The following is a 15167-nucleotide window of genomic DNA, read 5'->3' as shown; positions in this document are numbered from 1 at the left end:
CAGGGTGATAGCGCCGGGGGCGGCGGGTGTAAACGGCGGGGTGCGCTCACGCCTCGGGCGCGGGGTCGATCAGGCTGGCGACGCGGGAGGCGATCTCGTCGACGGCGGACGCGTCTGCGAAGCCCGCGAGGCGCGCCGTCCCGTCCGACACACGCGCCCGAAGATTGAAGCTGCGCAGATGCGTGCAGATCGCAACGCCCGTCACGCCGCCCCCGCTCACCCGAACGGTCAGGCCGGCGGCACGGGCACCCACCGCGGCGGTGGAGACGGCGACAGCGACTGCGACGCCGTGGGCGTTCACGGCTTCGGGCGTCAGGACGATCCAGTAGTGCCGATCCCGCATCTCGCGCCCGGCCACCGGGTTCGGGTCAATGGAGTAGATCTCGCCGCGCTTCGGGGCCCTCGGACGAGGTCCCATCAGCCCGGCTCGCAGCCGACCGGATCGCCGTCGAGCGCGCCCGCAACGCTGTCGTAGATCTCGGGCAGATGCTCAGCACCGACCAGAAGCTCGGCCATCGTGTAGCGCCGTCGAGGCTTGGCCGCCTCCTCCGGAACCGGGATCGCCACGATGGCCCCGTCCTTCACATCCAGTGACAAAGCGGTCCCAACATCCGCGCCGATCCGCTCCAGGAGCGCGGCCGGCAGGGTGACGACGCGCGCGCCGCCCTGCTGACGCACCTTCATGATGGTTGGCATCCGCCTACCTTCGTTCTCTGTGCTACAAAAGTAGCACAAATCGGTTTGCTACGCGAACGCCGCTCTCTCCCGGCGACGAACCGGACGCCGATTCGTCGTAGCCCGCGCTACCGCCGCCTGAGCCCGAACAGCCGCTTGGTCCATCCCAAGCCCCCGGCGCGCGCCGGGGGTGCGGCCGGGCCCGAGGCATCGTTCGCCGCGCGCTTCAACCCGATCTCCGGCGTCACCGCGACGTGGGCCGGCGCGACCACGTCCTGGTCCGGCGCGAGCCGGAAGGCGGGGCCGTCGCTCTCCTCCACCCGGGCGAAGCCGGCGCGCGCGAACACCTCGCGGCAGGGCCCGTTCGCCGACGTCTCGATCAGGCGGCCGGTGATGGCGGCGGCCGGCCGGGTCTCGCGCAGCCGGGCGCAGAGATAGGCGAGCGCCGCCTTCTCGACCTCCATGCCGAGCACCCGGCAGCTCATCACGAACTGCACCACCTCGGCACCGCCCTCGCCGGCCTTGGCGTAGAGGATGCCGACGAGGCCGTATTCCGAAAACTTGTCCTTGACCGTGAAGGCGTGGATCTCGCCGCCCTCGGCCAGGAAGGCCAGGATCTCGGGGTGGGTCCAGCGCCGGCCCGTCGTGTTGAACTGGTTGGTCTTGTTGGTGAGTTCCAGCACCCGGGGGAATTCCAGCTGGTCGGGCCCGGTGACGCGGGTGAAGGCGACCGCGCAGCCGAGGCCGGCCAAAAATTCCTCGCGGCTGAGCTTCGCCCGGGTCTCCTCGCGGGCGGCCTGGTTGCGGATCGAGGTCTCGCGCAACTTGGCCTCGGCCGAGAGCCGGGGCAGCTGCAGCTCGGGCGCCCAGAGCAGGATGCGCCGGGTCAGGTAGGGATTCGAGCCGATGGTGCGTATCTCCGGCAGGGCGTGGCGCACCGCCTCCCGCTCGACCGGGTTGTCGTCGACGAACACCACGCTCTTCGGCGTCAGGTTGAAGGCGCGGCAGATCTCGGCGACGTTCTCGGCCTTCGGCTGCCAGTTGATCCGGGTCAGCGCGAAATCGGACAGCTTCAGGAACGGCGGATCGACGACGTTGTCCCAGTGCGCCTCGACGATGTGGTGGTCGTTCTTGGAGCAGATTGCGACCAGGATGCCGCGGGCGCGCAGGTGTTGGATCGCCTCCCAGATCCCGTTCTGCCAGCCGCCGCGCGGCCAGGGGAAGCGGTCGGGGTGGAAATCCTCGGCGATCAGGCCGCGCCACAGGGTGTTGTCGAGATCGAAGATCACCGCCTTGACCTGGTCGATCTGCCGGACCGTGCGGTAGGTCGCCACCGCCTGGTCGTAGACCGCGAGCAGGAACTCGCGCTGGCGCGACTCGTAGAAGGTGTTGATGAGCGGCACCGGCTCGATCCGGGCCGCGGGCACCAGGTCGACCCCGTCCTGCTGGACGTTGGAGCCGTGGGCGTAGAAGCCGGTGATGTCGTCGAGGAAGTAGCGCTTGCCGAGGCTCGCGGCGACGGCATCGACATCGCACAGGAAGACGTTCTGGTACGGCGTGATGGCTTGCGCGATGTAGTGGTTCAGCCGCCGGATCAGGAAGGCGAGGTCGCCGTCGGCCGAGCGGCGGTCGAGGCTCGCCGCGATGTCGAGCTGCGGCACGATGAAGGTCGCCACGAAGGTCAGGAGCCCGTGCGCCCGGTTATAGGCGAGCCCGGCCTCCAGCATCGCGTCGATCATCACGCAACCGTCGCGATAGGTCTGATCGAGGAAGGCCGGATCGAAGATGCGCCCGCCGGTGATGATCCGGTCGGTCAGCACCGTGCGCAGGGGAATCTGCAGGTACTGGAAGTCGTAGGACCCGATCGGATGGGGCGGGTTCGCCGGCAGGTCGCTGGCGCTGTTGAACAGCACGTAGTCGAAGGCGACCTCGGGAAACGCCTGGGCATAGGTGCGGTGATAGAGCTCGGTCAGGCACGAGCCGACGAGCAGCACCCGGGTGATGCCGGTCGGCGTGACCTGGAGGTCGCGGGGAAACAGGAACTCGCCCGCCGGCAGCCCGGCCTGGCCGCCGAAGCCGAGATGCCCGTCGGGCGTGCATTCGTAGAGCAGGGCCTCCCGGCCCGGATCCTCGACCCCGCGGAGCGCGACGTGCAGGCTGCCGTCGCGGACGTAGAGGTGGTCGGCGCGCCAGGAATTCTGCCACGTATCCTGCCCCTTGGCCGAGGCGAGGCGGAACTCGTCGCCCTCGATCGACCAGCGGTCGCCGCCGAGCGGGCTGTCGCCGGTGATCGCGCCGTCGGGGGCGAAGTGGACGTTCGCCGAGAGCGGATGTCCCTCGGCGGTCGCGAAGGCCCATCGGGTCGTCACGAGCTTCTGGATCGTGAGGCTCTTGCCAAGATGCAGCATCGCGGGAGGTTGTCCGTCTCGCGGCGGGGCTCTCGTGCCGATCGCCGCACGATGGCTCTCACGCCGGCATGCGTGTCCGAATGAAGCGGGCGGCGCGCTGGTGCGCGCCGCCTCGCCGTTTCGAGTCCGTCAGTACAGCCCGCCAGCCTGCGCCGCCCGATCGGCATCCGCCGGCACCGCGGCCGGGGCGGCCGGCTGGGAACTCGCCGGGGCCGAGTAGCTGTCGGGCGGGGCGGTGCCGGGCTTGAACGCCTCGAGCAGGCCTCCATCCGAGCCGCCGGCGCGGGTGCCGGAGGCGGCGTTGACGCGGATCAGCTTGATGCCCGGGGGCACGCGGAACGGCGTCGGCGGCTTGTCCTTCAGGGCGGCCTTCAGGAAATCGCGGGCGATCGGGGCGGCGAGACCGCCGCCGGTGGCGCTGTCGCCGAGCGAGCGGGGCTTGTCGTAGCCGATATAGATGCCCACCGCGAGGTCGGGCGAGAAGCCGACGAACCAGGCGTCCTTGGAGTCGTTGGTGGTGCCGGTCTTGCCGGCGAGCGGCTTGCCGATCTCCTTCAGGATCGTGGCGGTGCCGCGCTGGACCACGCCCTCCATGATCGAGACGATCTGGTAGGCGGTGAGCGGGTCGAGGACCTGCTCGGAATCGTCCACCAGCTTCGGCTCGTCCTGGCCCGACCATTTCTCGGCGTCGCAGCCGATGCACTTGCGGGTGTCGTGGCGGTAGATGGTCTCGCCGTTGCGGTCCTGGATCCGGTCGATCAGGGTCGGGCGGATGCGCCGGCCGCCATTGTCGAGCATCGAGTAGGCGGTGACCATCCGCATCACGGTGGTCTCGCCGGCCCCGAGCGACATCGGCAGGACGGGCAGCATGTCATCGTAGACGCCGAAGCGGCGGGCATACTCAGCGATCAGCGGCATGCCGACATCCTTGGCGAGCCGCACCGTCATCAGGTTCTTCGAGTGCTCGATGCCGTAGCGCAGGGTGTGGGGGCCGCCGCCGGCCTTGCCGCCGTAGTTCGTCGGGGTCCAGGCCTCCTGGCCGGGGCCCGCCTCGATGGTGATCGGGGTGTCGAGCACCATCGAGGACGGGGTGTAGCCGTTGTCGAGCGCCGCCGAGTAGACGATCGGCTTGAACGACGAGCCGGGTTGGCGCATCGCCTGGGTGGCGCGGTTGAACTCGCTCTCGTCGTAGGAGAAGCCGCCGACCATCGCGTGGACGCGGCCGGTATAAGGATCCATGGCGACGATGGCGCCGGAGACCTCCGGAATCTGGCGCAGGCGGTAGGCGTTGCCGGCCCCCTCCATGCGCTCGACATAGACCACGTCGCCGGAATTGAGCGCCGCCGCGACGCCGCGGCCGGTCCAGCGCACGCCCTCCGCGGTGATGATCCCGGTCTCGCGGTCCTTCGAGACCTGGCCCGAACTCTCGCGCTTCGGCTGCAGGCCGATCGTGGCGCGGCCGCCCGAGGTGTCGAGCACCACGGCCAGGCGCCAGGGCTGCACGTCGCCGAGCGCCGGCACCTCGGCCACCGCCATGCCCCAGTCGCGGCCGGCGAGATCCACCCGGCTCTTCGGCCCGCGCCAGCCGCGGGCCTGGTCGTAGCGGACGAGGCCGTCGACGAGGGCGCGGCGCGCCATCGCCTGCATCTTCGGGTCGAGGGTGGTGCGGACCGACAGGCCGCCCTCGTAGAGCTTCTTCTCGCCGTAGCGCTCGGAGATCTCGCGGCGGACCTCCTCGGCGAAGTAGTTCGCGTTGGCGGTGTTCGGCGAGACGCTGCGCGGGTTGACGCCGAGCGGCAGCTTGCGCTCCGATTCGGCCTCCTCCTTCGTGATGTACCCGTTCTGGGCCATCAGGCCGATGATCTCGTTGCGGCGCGCCAGCGCCTGCTGGGTGCGGCGGTAGGGGTGGTAGTTGTTCGGGCCCTTCGGCAGCGCCGCCAGATAGGCCGCCTCGTGGATCGTCAGCTCGTGGACCGACTTCCCGAAATAATCGAGGGCAGCGGCCGCGATGCCATGCAGGTTGCGGCCCGGCACGATCGTGCCGAGGAAGATCTCGTTGAGGTAGAGCTCGAGGATCTTGTCCTTCGAGTAGGTCGATTCGATGCGCAGGGCGATCAGCGCCTCGCGGACCTTGCGGTCGAGGGTCTGCTCGGAGGAGAGCAGGAAGTTCTTGGCGACCTGCTGGGTGATGGTCGAGGCGCCCTGCTTCTTGCCACTCGAGGCGTTGGTCAGGATCGCCCGGACGATGCCCTCGGGGTCGATGCCGCCGTGCTTGTAGAAGTTCTTGTCCTCGGCCGACAGGAAGGCCGCGATGACGATCTTCGGCATCGCCTGGATCGGCAGGTAGAGCCGGCGCTCGCGGGCGTACTCGGCCAAGAGGCTGCCGTCCGCGGCGTGGACGCGGGTCATCACCGGCGGCTCGTAATTGGCGAGCGCCGCGTGGTCGGGCAGGTCGCGCGAGTACTTCCAGAAGAAGTAGCCGCCCGCCGCGGCACCGACGACGACCGCCATCGCCGCGATGCTGAAGAGGAAGCCGAAGAAGCGGAGGATGAAGCGCATCGAAACCCGATCCGTCGATGATGCCGCGCGGCCCCGATGGGGCCCGAAACTCAAGCCCGAGGCAACGCCCGGGCACGGCTCCTCACGGAAACGCGACAGCCATGGCGACGCGGGACGCCGTTCCCGCGCTTAGCGGAAGAGGCGTGCGAAAGCCAGGACAGCGAGGGGCCGACGGGGCCCTATCGACACGGGATCTATGGTGAAACTGGGGCGGGTCCGATCTGGGCGGCCCGCCCGATCCGGGGGGTGTCCGCCCCGCGGGCGGTCGCGGCGGCCGGCAGGCGACCGGCGAAGAACGCCTCGATCGCCCCGGCCATCTGGCCGGTGACGTTGGCGCGCCACTCGTCGGAGAGCAGCAGGTCGAGGTCGCGCTTGCTCGACAGGTAGCCGAGCTCGACCAGCACCGAGGGCACGTCGGGCGAGCGCAGCACCCGGAACCCCGCCTCGCGGTGGGGCTTCACGCTCATCTCCATCACGCCGGAAAGGCGCGTCAGCAGGCCCTTCGCGAAGCGGGCCGAGAAGCCGCGGGTCTCGCGCAGGGTGAGTTCCTGGAGGATGTCGGCGACGTCGGCCGGGCCGTCGCCCTGGTCGGCGCCGGCCGTCGCGTCGGCCTTGTTCTCGCGGTCGGCGAGACGCGCCGATTCGGCGTCGGTCGCCTTCTCCGAGCCGGTATAGATGGTGGCGCCGCGCACCTGCGGCGCGGCCGAGATCGAATCGGCGTGGATCGACACGAACAGGTCGGCGCGGGCGTCGCGGGCGATGCGCACCCGCTCGTTGAGCGGCACGAACACGTCGCGGTCGCGAGTCATCTGGACCCGGATCCGGCCGCCGGCCTCGAGGCGCTGCACCAGCCCCTGCGCGACCCCGAACACGATGTCCTTCTCGTAAACGCCGGGGCCCGCGATGGCGCCGGGATCGATGCCGCCATGGCCGGCATCGACGATGACGAGGGGACGCGAATCGACGGCCTCGCGGGCGGGCGCCTCCGCCGCGCGTGCGGGCTCGGGGGCTTGCGCGGCGCGGCGGAAGGCGTCGCGGTCGCTGCGGTTGAGATCGATGGTGAGCAGGGTCGCCCCGTCCCGCGGGCGCGTGGTCGTGGCGACCCGCGCCACGGTCGCGGCCTGGGCGAGGTCGATGACGATGCGCGAGCGCCCGGGGGCGAACAGGCCGTAGCGGTAGGAGGCGACGAGGCCATCGCGCTTGCGCCCCGCCTCGGGCGGCAGCTGGAAGTTGACCTCGGGCAGGTCGACGATCGCCCGGTCAGGCCGCTCCATCACGAAGGCCCGCGCCTCGACGGGGCGCGACAGCACCACCGTCAGGCGGGTGCCGCCCTCCGGCGAGGCGGCCGTCTCGGCGGCGATGGCCACCGCCGGCCGCTCCGCCGCGGGGCGGTCCGCGGCGGCGCCCGGCGCCGACGGGGTGGCGCCCGCAGTTGCCGGCAGGACGAGGCCCGCGGCCAGAACGGCGGCGCGGACGAGAAGGCGGATCGGACGTGCGCGTGTCGGCATGGTCTCGCGGCGACCTCAGGCGGCATCCCGGTTACGCGATAACCGCGCCATGGTTAACGCATCGCAAAGGCGTTCGGATCGCCGGCGCCGCGCTGTGGCCGCGCGGGTACACAGGGGATGGCGGGATCGTTGGCCTTGGACCCGGTGATGATGCTTGCAAATTCCGGCGGACACTCTGTAATGATGGTGACCCCTGCCCGTTGCCGCCGGCTTTTCGCCGCGGACCTCGGGCTCGCCCGGGCGCTCCCGGAGCGGCTTCGGCGCTGGCCGGCCGCCGGCGGATCGTCCGACGATCTCGCGAGCCGGGCAGGTGTCGCTGATCCGCGACGGCGTTCGTGAACGTCGTCGCCCGTTTTTACCGGCGGCCGGACCCTCGCGTCCCGGCGCCTCGATTCGAAAGGTCGGTGGGAGTATGCGTGGACGCACAGCCTTCGGTCTCGAAGCTGCCGTCCCCGGCGCACGCGTCCGGCGTCGCGCCCGTCCGCGCCCCCTGCCCCCGGCCCTCGTCAACCCCTCGCGCGCGTGGATGCGCGCAGCGGCGATTGACGGCACCCCCCGCACGACATCATCCGCCGCGCCCGACCGGGCACGGCACGGGACAGCCCTCCCGGCGCAGGATTCCGCGCCCGGGGCGGCACCGGACTACGGAGGCTCGTCCTCCCGCGCACGGCCAGGATCCCCGAGGCTTCCCTCCTCGGGCTCCGTTCCCGGATGCCCCCGTCCAGCGGCGCTGCCGTTGATCGCCATGCCGAAAGTTCGTCATGGCCAACAAGATGCTCATCGATGCCGCCCACCCGGAAGAGACCCGGGTGGTGACGGTCAAGGGTTCGAAGGTCGAGGAATTCGACTTCGAATCGGCTAGCCGCCGCCAGCTGCGCGGCAACATCTATCTCGCCAAGGTCACGCGGGTCGAGCCGTCGCTGCAGGCCGCCTTCGTCGAGTACGGGGGCAACCGCCACGGCTTCCTCGCCTTCAGCGAGATTCATCCCGACTACTACCAGATCCCGATCGCCGACCGGATGGCGCTCCTCGAGGAGGAGGCGCGGGCCGAGCGCGAGCATGAGGAGCGCCCCGAGCGCCAGGAGCGCGGCGAGCGTCCGGAGCGGGCCGAGCGCAGCGACCAGCCGCGCCGCCGGCGCCGCCGCGGCCGCCGGGCCGAGGCCTCGTCGCGCCCGGCCGACGCCGTGGTGACCGCCCCCGTCGGGGAGGTGCAGGAGACCGGCCAGGAATCCGGCCAGGAGCCCGGTGCCGAGGCGACCGGCTGGCAGGACGCGCATCCCCAGGCGATGGTCGGGGAAGAGACGTTCGCGCAGGAGACCCCCGCGCAGGAGGCCTCTGGTGAAGAGGCCCCGCGGCCGGAGGGCATCGAGCCCGGGACCGGCGAGCACCCGACGCAGGAGTCCGCCTCGGCGGGCGAGTCGCAGGACGGCGCCGAGGCGCCGGCCGGAGACGTTCCCGCGCAGGAGCATCCGGCTCAGGAGCACTTCGCCCAGGAGACTTCGGCCGAGGCGGCGTCCACGCAGGACGCCCCCGCCGCCGAGGCTCACGCGCAGGCCGAGGCGACGCCTGCGGCCGACGCCGCTCCGGCGCAGGACACCGTGAGCGGCAGCGTGGCCGACCTCGCGCCCGAGCCCCCGGCGGCGATCGCCGCGGCCGTCTCGGCGGAGCCCGCGCCCGTCGTGGTCGCCGCCGACGAGGCGCCCGCGTCCCAGGCCGCCGAGCCCGCCTCCGAGGCGTCCGACGAGGGCGTCCTGCCCCAGCCCGTCGCCGCCTCGCAGCCGGTCGATGCCGAGGATGAGGACGAGTCCGACGAGGATGACGATTCGGACGAGGACGACGAGTCCGACGAGGATGACGACGAGGACGAGGACGACGGGGAAGACGAGGACGACGACGAGGACCACGAGGAGCCGGTCGTCGAGCAGGTCGGCGGCCGCGGCGACGCGCTGGCCGAGATCCCCGAGCGGCCCCGCACCCCGCGCCGGCACTACAAGATCCAGGAGGTGATCAAGCGCCGGCAGGTCATCCTGGTCCAGGTCGTCAAGGAGGAGCGCGGCACCAAGGGCGCGGCGCTCACCACCTACCTGTCGCTGGCCGGCCGCTACTCGGTGCTGATGCCCAATACCGGCCGGGGCGGCGGCATCTCGCGCAAAATCACCAGCGCGGCCGACCGCAAGCGCCTGAAGGAGATCGCCACCGACCTCGAGGTGCCCGAGGGGATGGGCGTCATCTTGCGCACGGCGGGTGCCTCGCGCACGAAGCCGGAGATCAAGCGCGACTTCGAGTACCTGATGCGGCTGTGGGAGAGCGTGCGCGAGCTCACCCTGTCCTCCGCCGCGCCGGCCCTGGTCTATGAGGAGGGCTCGCTTATCAAGCGCGCCATCCGTGACCTCTACAACAAGGACATCGACGAGGTTCTGGTCGCGGGCGAGGACGCCTACCGCGAGGCCAAGGACTTCATGCGGATGCTGATGCCGACGCAGTCGAAGGTGGTGAAGCCCTACCGCGATCCGACGCCGGTCTTCGCCCGCTTCGGGGTCGAGCAGCAGCTCGACGCGATGTTCTCCAACCACGTCTCCCTGCGCTCGGGCGGCTACCTCGTCATCAACCCGACCGAGGCCCTGGTCTCGATCGACGTGAACTCGGGGCGGGCCACCCGCGAGCACGACATCGAGGACACCGCGTACAAGACGAACCTGGAGGCCGCCGAGGAGGTGGCGCGCCAGCTGCGCCTGCGCGACCTCGCCGGCCTCATCGTCATCGACTTCATCGACATGGAGGAGAAGCGGAACAACCGCGCCGTCGAGAAGAAGCTGAACGAGTGCCTGAAGAACGACCGCGCCCGCATCCAGGTCGGCCGGATCTCGCCCTTCGGCCTGCTCGAGATGTCGCGCCAGCGCATCCGCACCGGCGTGCTCGAATCCTCGTCGGTGCCCTGCCCGCATTGCGGCGGCTCGGGCTTCGTGCGGGCGACCGCCTCGGTGGCCCTGCTGATCCTGCGGGCGATCGAGGAAGCGCTGATCAAGTCGAGCAGCCACAACCTGATCCTGCGCACCCGGACCGAGGTGGCGCTCTACATCCTCAACCAGAAGCGCGCCCACCTCTCGGAGCTCGAGGCGCGGTTCGGCGTCGCGATCATCATCGCGGCCGACGAGCGGCTGCCGGCCACCTCGGCCTTCCACCTCGAGCGCGGCGACGTCGCCCAGCGGCCCGAGCCGCGCCCCGTCACCAGCATCCGGGCCGAGGCGGTGCTGCCGCCCCCGCTGGAGGAGGATGACGAGGACGAGGAGGAGATCGTCGAGGAGGCCGAGGGCGAGACCGAGGGCGACGCCGAGACGGATGCCGAGGGCGAAGGCGAGGCGGAGACCGCCGAGGGCGCACCCGGCGACGACGAGGGCGCGGGCAAGCGCCGCCGCCGCCGGCGCCGCCGGCGCGGCGGCCGGGGCGAGCGCGGTGCCGACGAGGCCGAGGGCCACGAGGAGGCCGACGAGGCCGCCGGCGAGGCGGTCCAGGCCTCCGAGGCCGGTTCCGAGCAGGGATCCGGAGCGGTGTCGATCCCGATCACCGAGGACGGCGCGGCGCCCGAGCGCGAGAGCCGCGAGGAGGCCCTGAGCCGGCGCCGCCGGCGCGGACGCCGCGGCGGCCGCGGGCGCGACCGCTTCGAGGAGAGCGTCGGCACGATCGGCGACGAGGTCGTGGCCGGGGCCGAGCCGGGCGAGACCGGCGGTAGCCTGGTGCAGGATGCCCTCGCCGAGGAGATCGTCGCCCTCGACGAGATCGCTGGGCCGGCGCCCGAGGCGGTCGGCAGCCCGGTCGCCGCGCCGGACCTGCCGGCCCAAGATCTCCCGGCGCAAGATCTTCCGGCTGTCGAGCGCGAGGCCCTGACCGCCGAGGCGATCGAGGCCCCGACCGGCGGCTTCGAGCCCGCCCGGGCGGCGGACGCCCCGCCGGCCCCGGAGGCGGCTCCTGCCCCCGCGCCGGAGCCCGAGCCGGAGCCGGTGGCGGTCGTGCTGACCCCGCCCGATCCGGACCGTCCGAAGCGGGCCGGCTGGTGGTCCCGCACCAAGGCGGCGATCGGCGGCGAGTGACCGAGGCCGGGACGGGCGTCCGGCCCGTCCCGCACAAGGCATGACGTTTCACGGCGGGCCGCGCTCCGGACAGGGGCGCGGCCCGCTCCGTTTCGGTCGCCGGCCGTCATCCGGCGCGCTCGATCTGGCGCCCAGACCGACGAGAATAGTAAGAGTGCGCTGTGAATCGCCGACGCGAGTCCTTGCGTCAGGCCGTGTACAATGACTTTTGGTCAAATAGCGCGCTAAATGCAAAGTGGCGGCGTGCTGTTAACGGAACCGATACGGGCTTGGCACGAAATCATCGTGTTGCCTCGCGAGTCGCCCCCATGTTCCGCTTCCGCCCAGCCCCCGCGCCCGCGCCCGTCGAGATGCCCGAGATGGTAGAGGACCGGCTCGCCGGCCTGGTCGACCGGGCCGGCGCCGGGGCCGAGCTGGGGACCGGCCGGCTGGCGAGTGCGCTCGCCCGCCTCGTCGGCCAGATGCGCGGGGCGGCGGCGTCCGATCTCGGCAGCACCGCCCGCGTCGCCGCGGAGGCTTCGGAGGCGGCCACGGTGCTCGGCTGGATGACCCACGACGCCGGCGAGATCGCCGGGCAGACCCGCGCCATGGCGGCGGCGGTCGAAGAGGTCGCGGCCTCGACCCGGGAGCTCGCCGGCCGCTCGCAATCCAGCGCCGACGTCGCCGAGCAGGCGAGCGGCGGCATCGCGGCCTGCGCCGCCGACATGCGCGAGGCGAGCCGCACCATGGCGGCGATCGAGACCCATGCCGGGCAGATCGAGCAGCGCCTGACCGGCTTCGAGGGCGCGGCGCTCCAGATCCAGGAGATGGCGGGCACGATCGAGGCGATCTCAAGCCAGACCAACCTGCTCGCCCTGAATGCCACGATCGAGGCGGCCCGGGCCGGCGAGGCGGGCCGCGGCTTCGCGGTCGTCGCGGCGGAGGTCAAGCAGCTCTCCGGCCAGACCGCGCGGGCCACCGAGCAGATCCGCGGCCGCCTGGCGGTGCTGCTCCAGGAGCTGGCCGCCATCCAGGCCGCCGTGGCCGAGAGCCGCCACGCCGTGGCGAGCGGCACCGCCGCGGTCGGCCGGGTCGAGGCCCGGGTGGCGCAGGAGGGTCAGGCCGTGGCCCGTTCGGCCGAGGGCATCCGGGCGCTCGCCGAGGTCCTTGGCCAGCAGGAGGCCGCCACCGCCGAGATCTCGGCGGGCGTGCAGCAGGTCGCCGGCAAGGCGCAGAAGACCCGCACCGAGATCGACGGGCTGATGGCGATCCTGGTGCGGGCCGAGACGGCGGCGCAGGACGCACTCGCGGCCGGGGCCGCCCGCGGCTTGCCGGCCTACGCGCTGGTGCGCCTGCCGGCCGACATGGGCGTGTGGAAGCGCCGCCTTGCCGCGGCCCTGGTCGGGCTTGGGCCCGTCGGTGCAGCGGTTCCGCCCTTCCGCGACGCCGCGGCGGATCTCGGGGTGGATGCCGCCGATCCCGCCGCCGCCCGGCTCATCGCCGCCGCCGCCGATGCGCACCACCACGCCGCCGCCATGGCCGACGCGCTGGGACAGGGCGCCTGGGACCGGGCGATCCCCGCCTTCCAGGCCTTCGAGGCCGCCGCCAAGGCGATGGTGGCCGCCGCGGACGGGATGGCGCGGCCCTGACGGGGCCGTCGCCCGTGTGAGATTTTTCGGCGATCCTCGTCGGATTCGCGCTGCGCCGCGCGTACTGGCCTTAAGGGAGGATCGACCATGCTCTACGCCATCCTGTGCTACAAGGACGAGGACGTCGTCGCCGCCTGGAGCGCGGCGGAGGACGAGGCCGTGATGGAGCGGCTCGGGCAGGTGCACGAGCAGTTGGAGCGCCGGGGCCAGCTCGGGCCCTCGCTGCGGCTCCTGCCGACCACCGCCGCCACCACCCTGCGCAAGGCGAGCGAGCCGCCGCTGGTGATCGACGGCCCCTTCGCCGAGACCAAGGAGCAGTTGCTCGGCTTCTACGTCGTCGACGTCGCCGATCTCGACGAGGCGCTGGCGATCGCCCGCGACCTCGCGGGCGCCAATCCGGGCGGCGCCTACGAGCTGCGCCCGGTCCTGCTCTACAATCCGGACCCGCGCCCGACCGCCGCGGCGGGCGTGAAGTGAGCGAGGCCTCGCCCGACGCCGCCTGGCTGGCCTGCGCCCTCGCGGCGGCGAGGCCGCGGGTGGTCGCGGCCCTGCTGCGGGTGTTTCGCGATCTCGACACCGCCGAGGAGGCCTTTCAGGAGGCGAGCCTGCGGGCCCTGCGCACATGGCCCCGCACCGGCCCGCCGCGGGACGTGGCGGCCTGGCTGATCCTGGTCGGGCGCAACGCCGCCCTCGACGGCCGCCGCCGCGTCGCCCGCGAGGCGCCCCTGCCCGAGGACGGTGCGCTCTCGGAACTCGACGATGCCGAGACGCCGCTCGCCGAGGCGATCGACGCGCAGGCCTACCGGGACGACATCCTGCGGCTCCTGTTCATCTGCTGCCATCCGGAGCTGCCGGCGACGCAGCAGGTCGCGCTGGCTTTGCGCATCGTCTCGGGGCTGCCGCTCGCGCGCATCGCCCGCGCCTTCCTGGTCTCGGAGGCAGCGATGGAGCAGCGCCTCACCCGCGCCAAGGCCCGCATCAGTCGCAGCCCGGTGCCCTACGGGGCGCCGGGCCCGGCCGAGCGGGCGGAGCGGCTCTCCGCCGTCGCGGCGATGCTCTACCTCGTCTTCAATGCCGGCTACTCGGCGGCGACCGGCTCGGAGCGGGCCGCCCTGTGCGACGAGGCGATCCGCCTCGCCCGCCTGCTCCTGCGGCTGTTTCCCACCGATCCGGAGGTGATGGGGCTCCTCGCCCTGATGCTGCTCCAGCACGCCCGCTCCCCGGCGCGCTTCGATCCCGACGGCGAGATCGTCCTCCTGGAGGACCAGGATCGCGGGCTCTGGCGCAAGCCCATGATCGCCGAGGGGCTGGCCCTCGTCGACAAGGCGATGCGCCACCGCTCCCCCGGCCCCTACCAGGTCCAGGCCGCGATCGCCGCCCTGCACGCCCGCGCCAGCCAGCCGCAGGAGACCGACTGGGCGGGGATCGACGCGCTCTACGCCGCGCTGGAGCGGATGCAGCCATCGCCGGTCGTGACGCTCAACCGGGCGGTCGCGACCGCCAAGGTCGGCGGTCCGGCGGCCGGGCTCGCCCTCGTCGAGCCCCTGGCCGGGCCGCTCGACGGCTACTTCCACTTCCACGGCCTGCGCGGCGCCCTGCTGATGCAGCTCGGACGGACTGCCGACGCCCGGGAGGCGATGGGCCGGGCGATCGCGCTCGCCGGCACGCCCGCCGAGGCCGCGCATATCCGCCGCCAACTCGACCGGCTCACGGAAACTGGTCCCTAAAAAATCTGAGAGCGCCTGTCGGGACGGGCGGGGAATGCCCGTCCTTGAAGCGAGGCCGCGGGAAAACCGGCCCACCCCAAGAAAACCGGACCGAGGAGAGGACCACATGAGCAACGACACCCCGGCCGTCGCCCCCGTGAAGGGCGGCCTCGTCACCTATCTGATGCTCGACGGCGCCCTGAAGGCGGCGGAGTTCTACACCCGCGCCTTCGGCGCCGAGATCGTCGCGGCGATGCCGGCCGACCCGCAGGGCCGCACGCCGCACGTGCACCTCCACGTCAACGGCTCGTCGCTGATGCTGAGCGACGCCTTTCCCGAGCACGGCTGCGCGCTCGTAGGCCCCCAGGCCTTCACGCTGACCCTGATGGTCGAGGACATCGACGCCCGCTACGCCCAGGCCGTCGAGGCCGGCGCTACCGCCGTGATGCCACCGGCCGAGATGTTCTGGGGCGACCGCTACGGCCAGCTGCGCGACCCCTTCGGCGTCGTCTGGGCGATGAACCAGCAGAAACGCTGATCGTGACGCCGGGACCGGACCAAGCCGGTCCCCCCTCCCCTCGCCCGGAGCCCCACC

Annotated in this window: 10 protein-coding genes; 5 read left to right on the top strand and 5 right to left on the bottom strand. The window is 72.2% G+C overall.

Annotation, left to right across the window (positions count from 1 at the left end):
* Window positions 1-46: 46 nt before the first annotated feature.
* The 5 genes from ABZT49_RS11215 to ABZT49_RS11195 all read right to left on the bottom strand — a co-directional run bounded on the left by ABZT49_RS11215 (window position 47) and on the right by ABZT49_RS11195 (window position 7150).
* On the bottom strand, window positions 47-418 hold the full coding sequence (locus ABZT49_RS11215) for a type II toxin-antitoxin system PemK/MazF family toxin (protein WP_355286153.1): 372 nt from the start codon (window positions 416-418) through the stop codon (window positions 47-49).
* Window positions 418-684, bottom strand: coding sequence for an AbrB/MazE/SpoVT family DNA-binding domain-containing protein (locus ABZT49_RS11210; protein ID WP_355286152.1), 267 nt, complete (start codon window positions 682-684; stop codon window positions 418-420). The genes ABZT49_RS11215 and ABZT49_RS11210 overlap by 1 nt, the downstream gene beginning before the upstream one ends.
* Window positions 685-803: 119 nt before the next feature.
* Window positions 804-3083, bottom strand: coding sequence for an HAD-IIIC family phosphatase (locus ABZT49_RS11205; RefSeq protein WP_355286151.1), 2280 nt, complete (start codon window positions 3081-3083; stop codon window positions 804-806).
* A 129-nt stretch (window positions 3084-3212) separates the two neighbouring features.
* Window positions 3213-5642 carry a penicillin-binding protein 1A gene (locus ABZT49_RS11200; protein ID WP_355286150.1) on the bottom strand — a complete coding sequence of 810 codons (2430 nt, stop codon included), beginning with the start codon at window positions 5640-5642 and terminating at the stop codon, window positions 3213-3215.
* Between the two features lie 194 nt (window positions 5643-5836).
* Window positions 5837-7150 carry an N-acetylmuramoyl-L-alanine amidase gene (locus ABZT49_RS11195; RefSeq protein ID WP_355286149.1) on the bottom strand — a complete coding sequence of 438 codons (1314 nt, stop codon included), beginning with the start codon at window positions 7148-7150 and terminating at the stop codon, window positions 5837-5839.
* A gap of 761 nt (window positions 7151-7911) precedes the next feature.
* Here ABZT49_RS11195 and ABZT49_RS11190 point away from each other — a divergent pair.
* From ABZT49_RS11190 to ABZT49_RS11170, 5 genes are all read left to right on the top strand, one after another.
* Window positions 7912-11238, top strand: coding sequence for an Rne/Rng family ribonuclease (locus tag ABZT49_RS11190; RefSeq protein ID WP_355286148.1), 3327 nt, complete (start codon window positions 7912-7914; stop codon window positions 11236-11238).
* Between the two features lie 308 nt (window positions 11239-11546).
* Window positions 11547-12866, top strand: coding sequence for a methyl-accepting chemotaxis protein (locus tag ABZT49_RS11185; RefSeq protein WP_355286147.1), 1320 nt, complete (start codon window positions 11547-11549; stop codon window positions 12864-12866).
* 87 nt (window positions 12867-12953) lie between these two features.
* Complete coding sequence (locus tag ABZT49_RS11180; RefSeq protein WP_355286146.1) at window positions 12954-13343, top strand: YciI family protein; 390 nt, start codon at window positions 12954-12956, stop codon at window positions 13341-13343.
* Window positions 13340-14593 (top strand): RNA polymerase sigma factor, encoded by a 1254-nt coding sequence (locus ABZT49_RS11175; RefSeq protein ID WP_355286145.1) that lies wholly within the window; start codon window positions 13340-13342, stop codon window positions 14591-14593. Before ABZT49_RS11180 ends, ABZT49_RS11175 begins: the two co-directional genes overlap by 4 nt.
* A gap of 106 nt (window positions 14594-14699) precedes the next feature.
* A complete protein-coding gene (locus ABZT49_RS11170; protein WP_355286144.1) occupies window positions 14700-15110 on the top strand; it encodes a glyoxalase/bleomycin resistance/extradiol dioxygenase family protein in 411 nt (136 codons plus the stop codon).
* Window positions 15111-15167 lie beyond the last annotated feature (57 nt).

It is taken from the genome of Methylobacterium sp. EM32 (assembly GCF_040593685.1).
In the GTDB taxonomy this organism is placed as follows: domain Bacteria; phylum Pseudomonadota; class Alphaproteobacteria; order Rhizobiales; family Beijerinckiaceae; genus Methylobacterium.
Note: the sequence above shows the minus strand (reverse complement) of the source record. Positions and strands in the feature narration are given on the sequence as shown.

Bases quoted from the DNA above. Each gene is read 5' to 3' on its own strand.
- ABZT49_RS11215 (WP_355286153.1), bottom strand. From the start codon at position 418: ATGGGACCTCGTCCGAGGGCCCCGAAGCGCGGCGAGATCTACTCCATT.
- ABZT49_RS11170 (WP_355286144.1), top strand. From the start codon at position 14,700: ATGAGCAACGACACCCCGGCCGTCGCCCCCGTGAAGGGCGGCCTCGTC.
- ABZT49_RS11200 (WP_355286150.1), bottom strand. From the start codon at position 5,642: ATGCGCTTCATCCTCCGCTTCTTCGGCTTCCTCTTCAGCATCGCGGCG.
- ABZT49_RS11195 (WP_355286149.1), bottom strand. From the start codon at position 7,150: ATGCCGACACGCGCACGTCCGATCCGCCTTCTCGTCCGCGCCGCCGTT.
- ABZT49_RS11185 (WP_355286147.1), top strand. From the start codon at position 11,547: ATGTTCCGCTTCCGCCCAGCCCCCGCGCCCGCGCCCGTCGAGATGCCC.
- ABZT49_RS11205 (WP_355286151.1), bottom strand. From the start codon at position 3,083: ATGCTGCATCTTGGCAAGAGCCTCACGATCCAGAAGCTCGTGACGACC.
- ABZT49_RS11210 (WP_355286152.1), bottom strand. From the start codon at position 684: ATGAAGGTGCGTCAGCAGGGCGGCGCGCGCGTCGTCACCCTGCCGGCC.
- ABZT49_RS11190 (WP_355286148.1), top strand. From the start codon at position 7,912: ATGGCCAACAAGATGCTCATCGATGCCGCCCACCCGGAAGAGACCCGG.
- ABZT49_RS11180 (WP_355286146.1), top strand. From the start codon at position 12,954: ATGCTCTACGCCATCCTGTGCTACAAGGACGAGGACGTCGTCGCCGCC.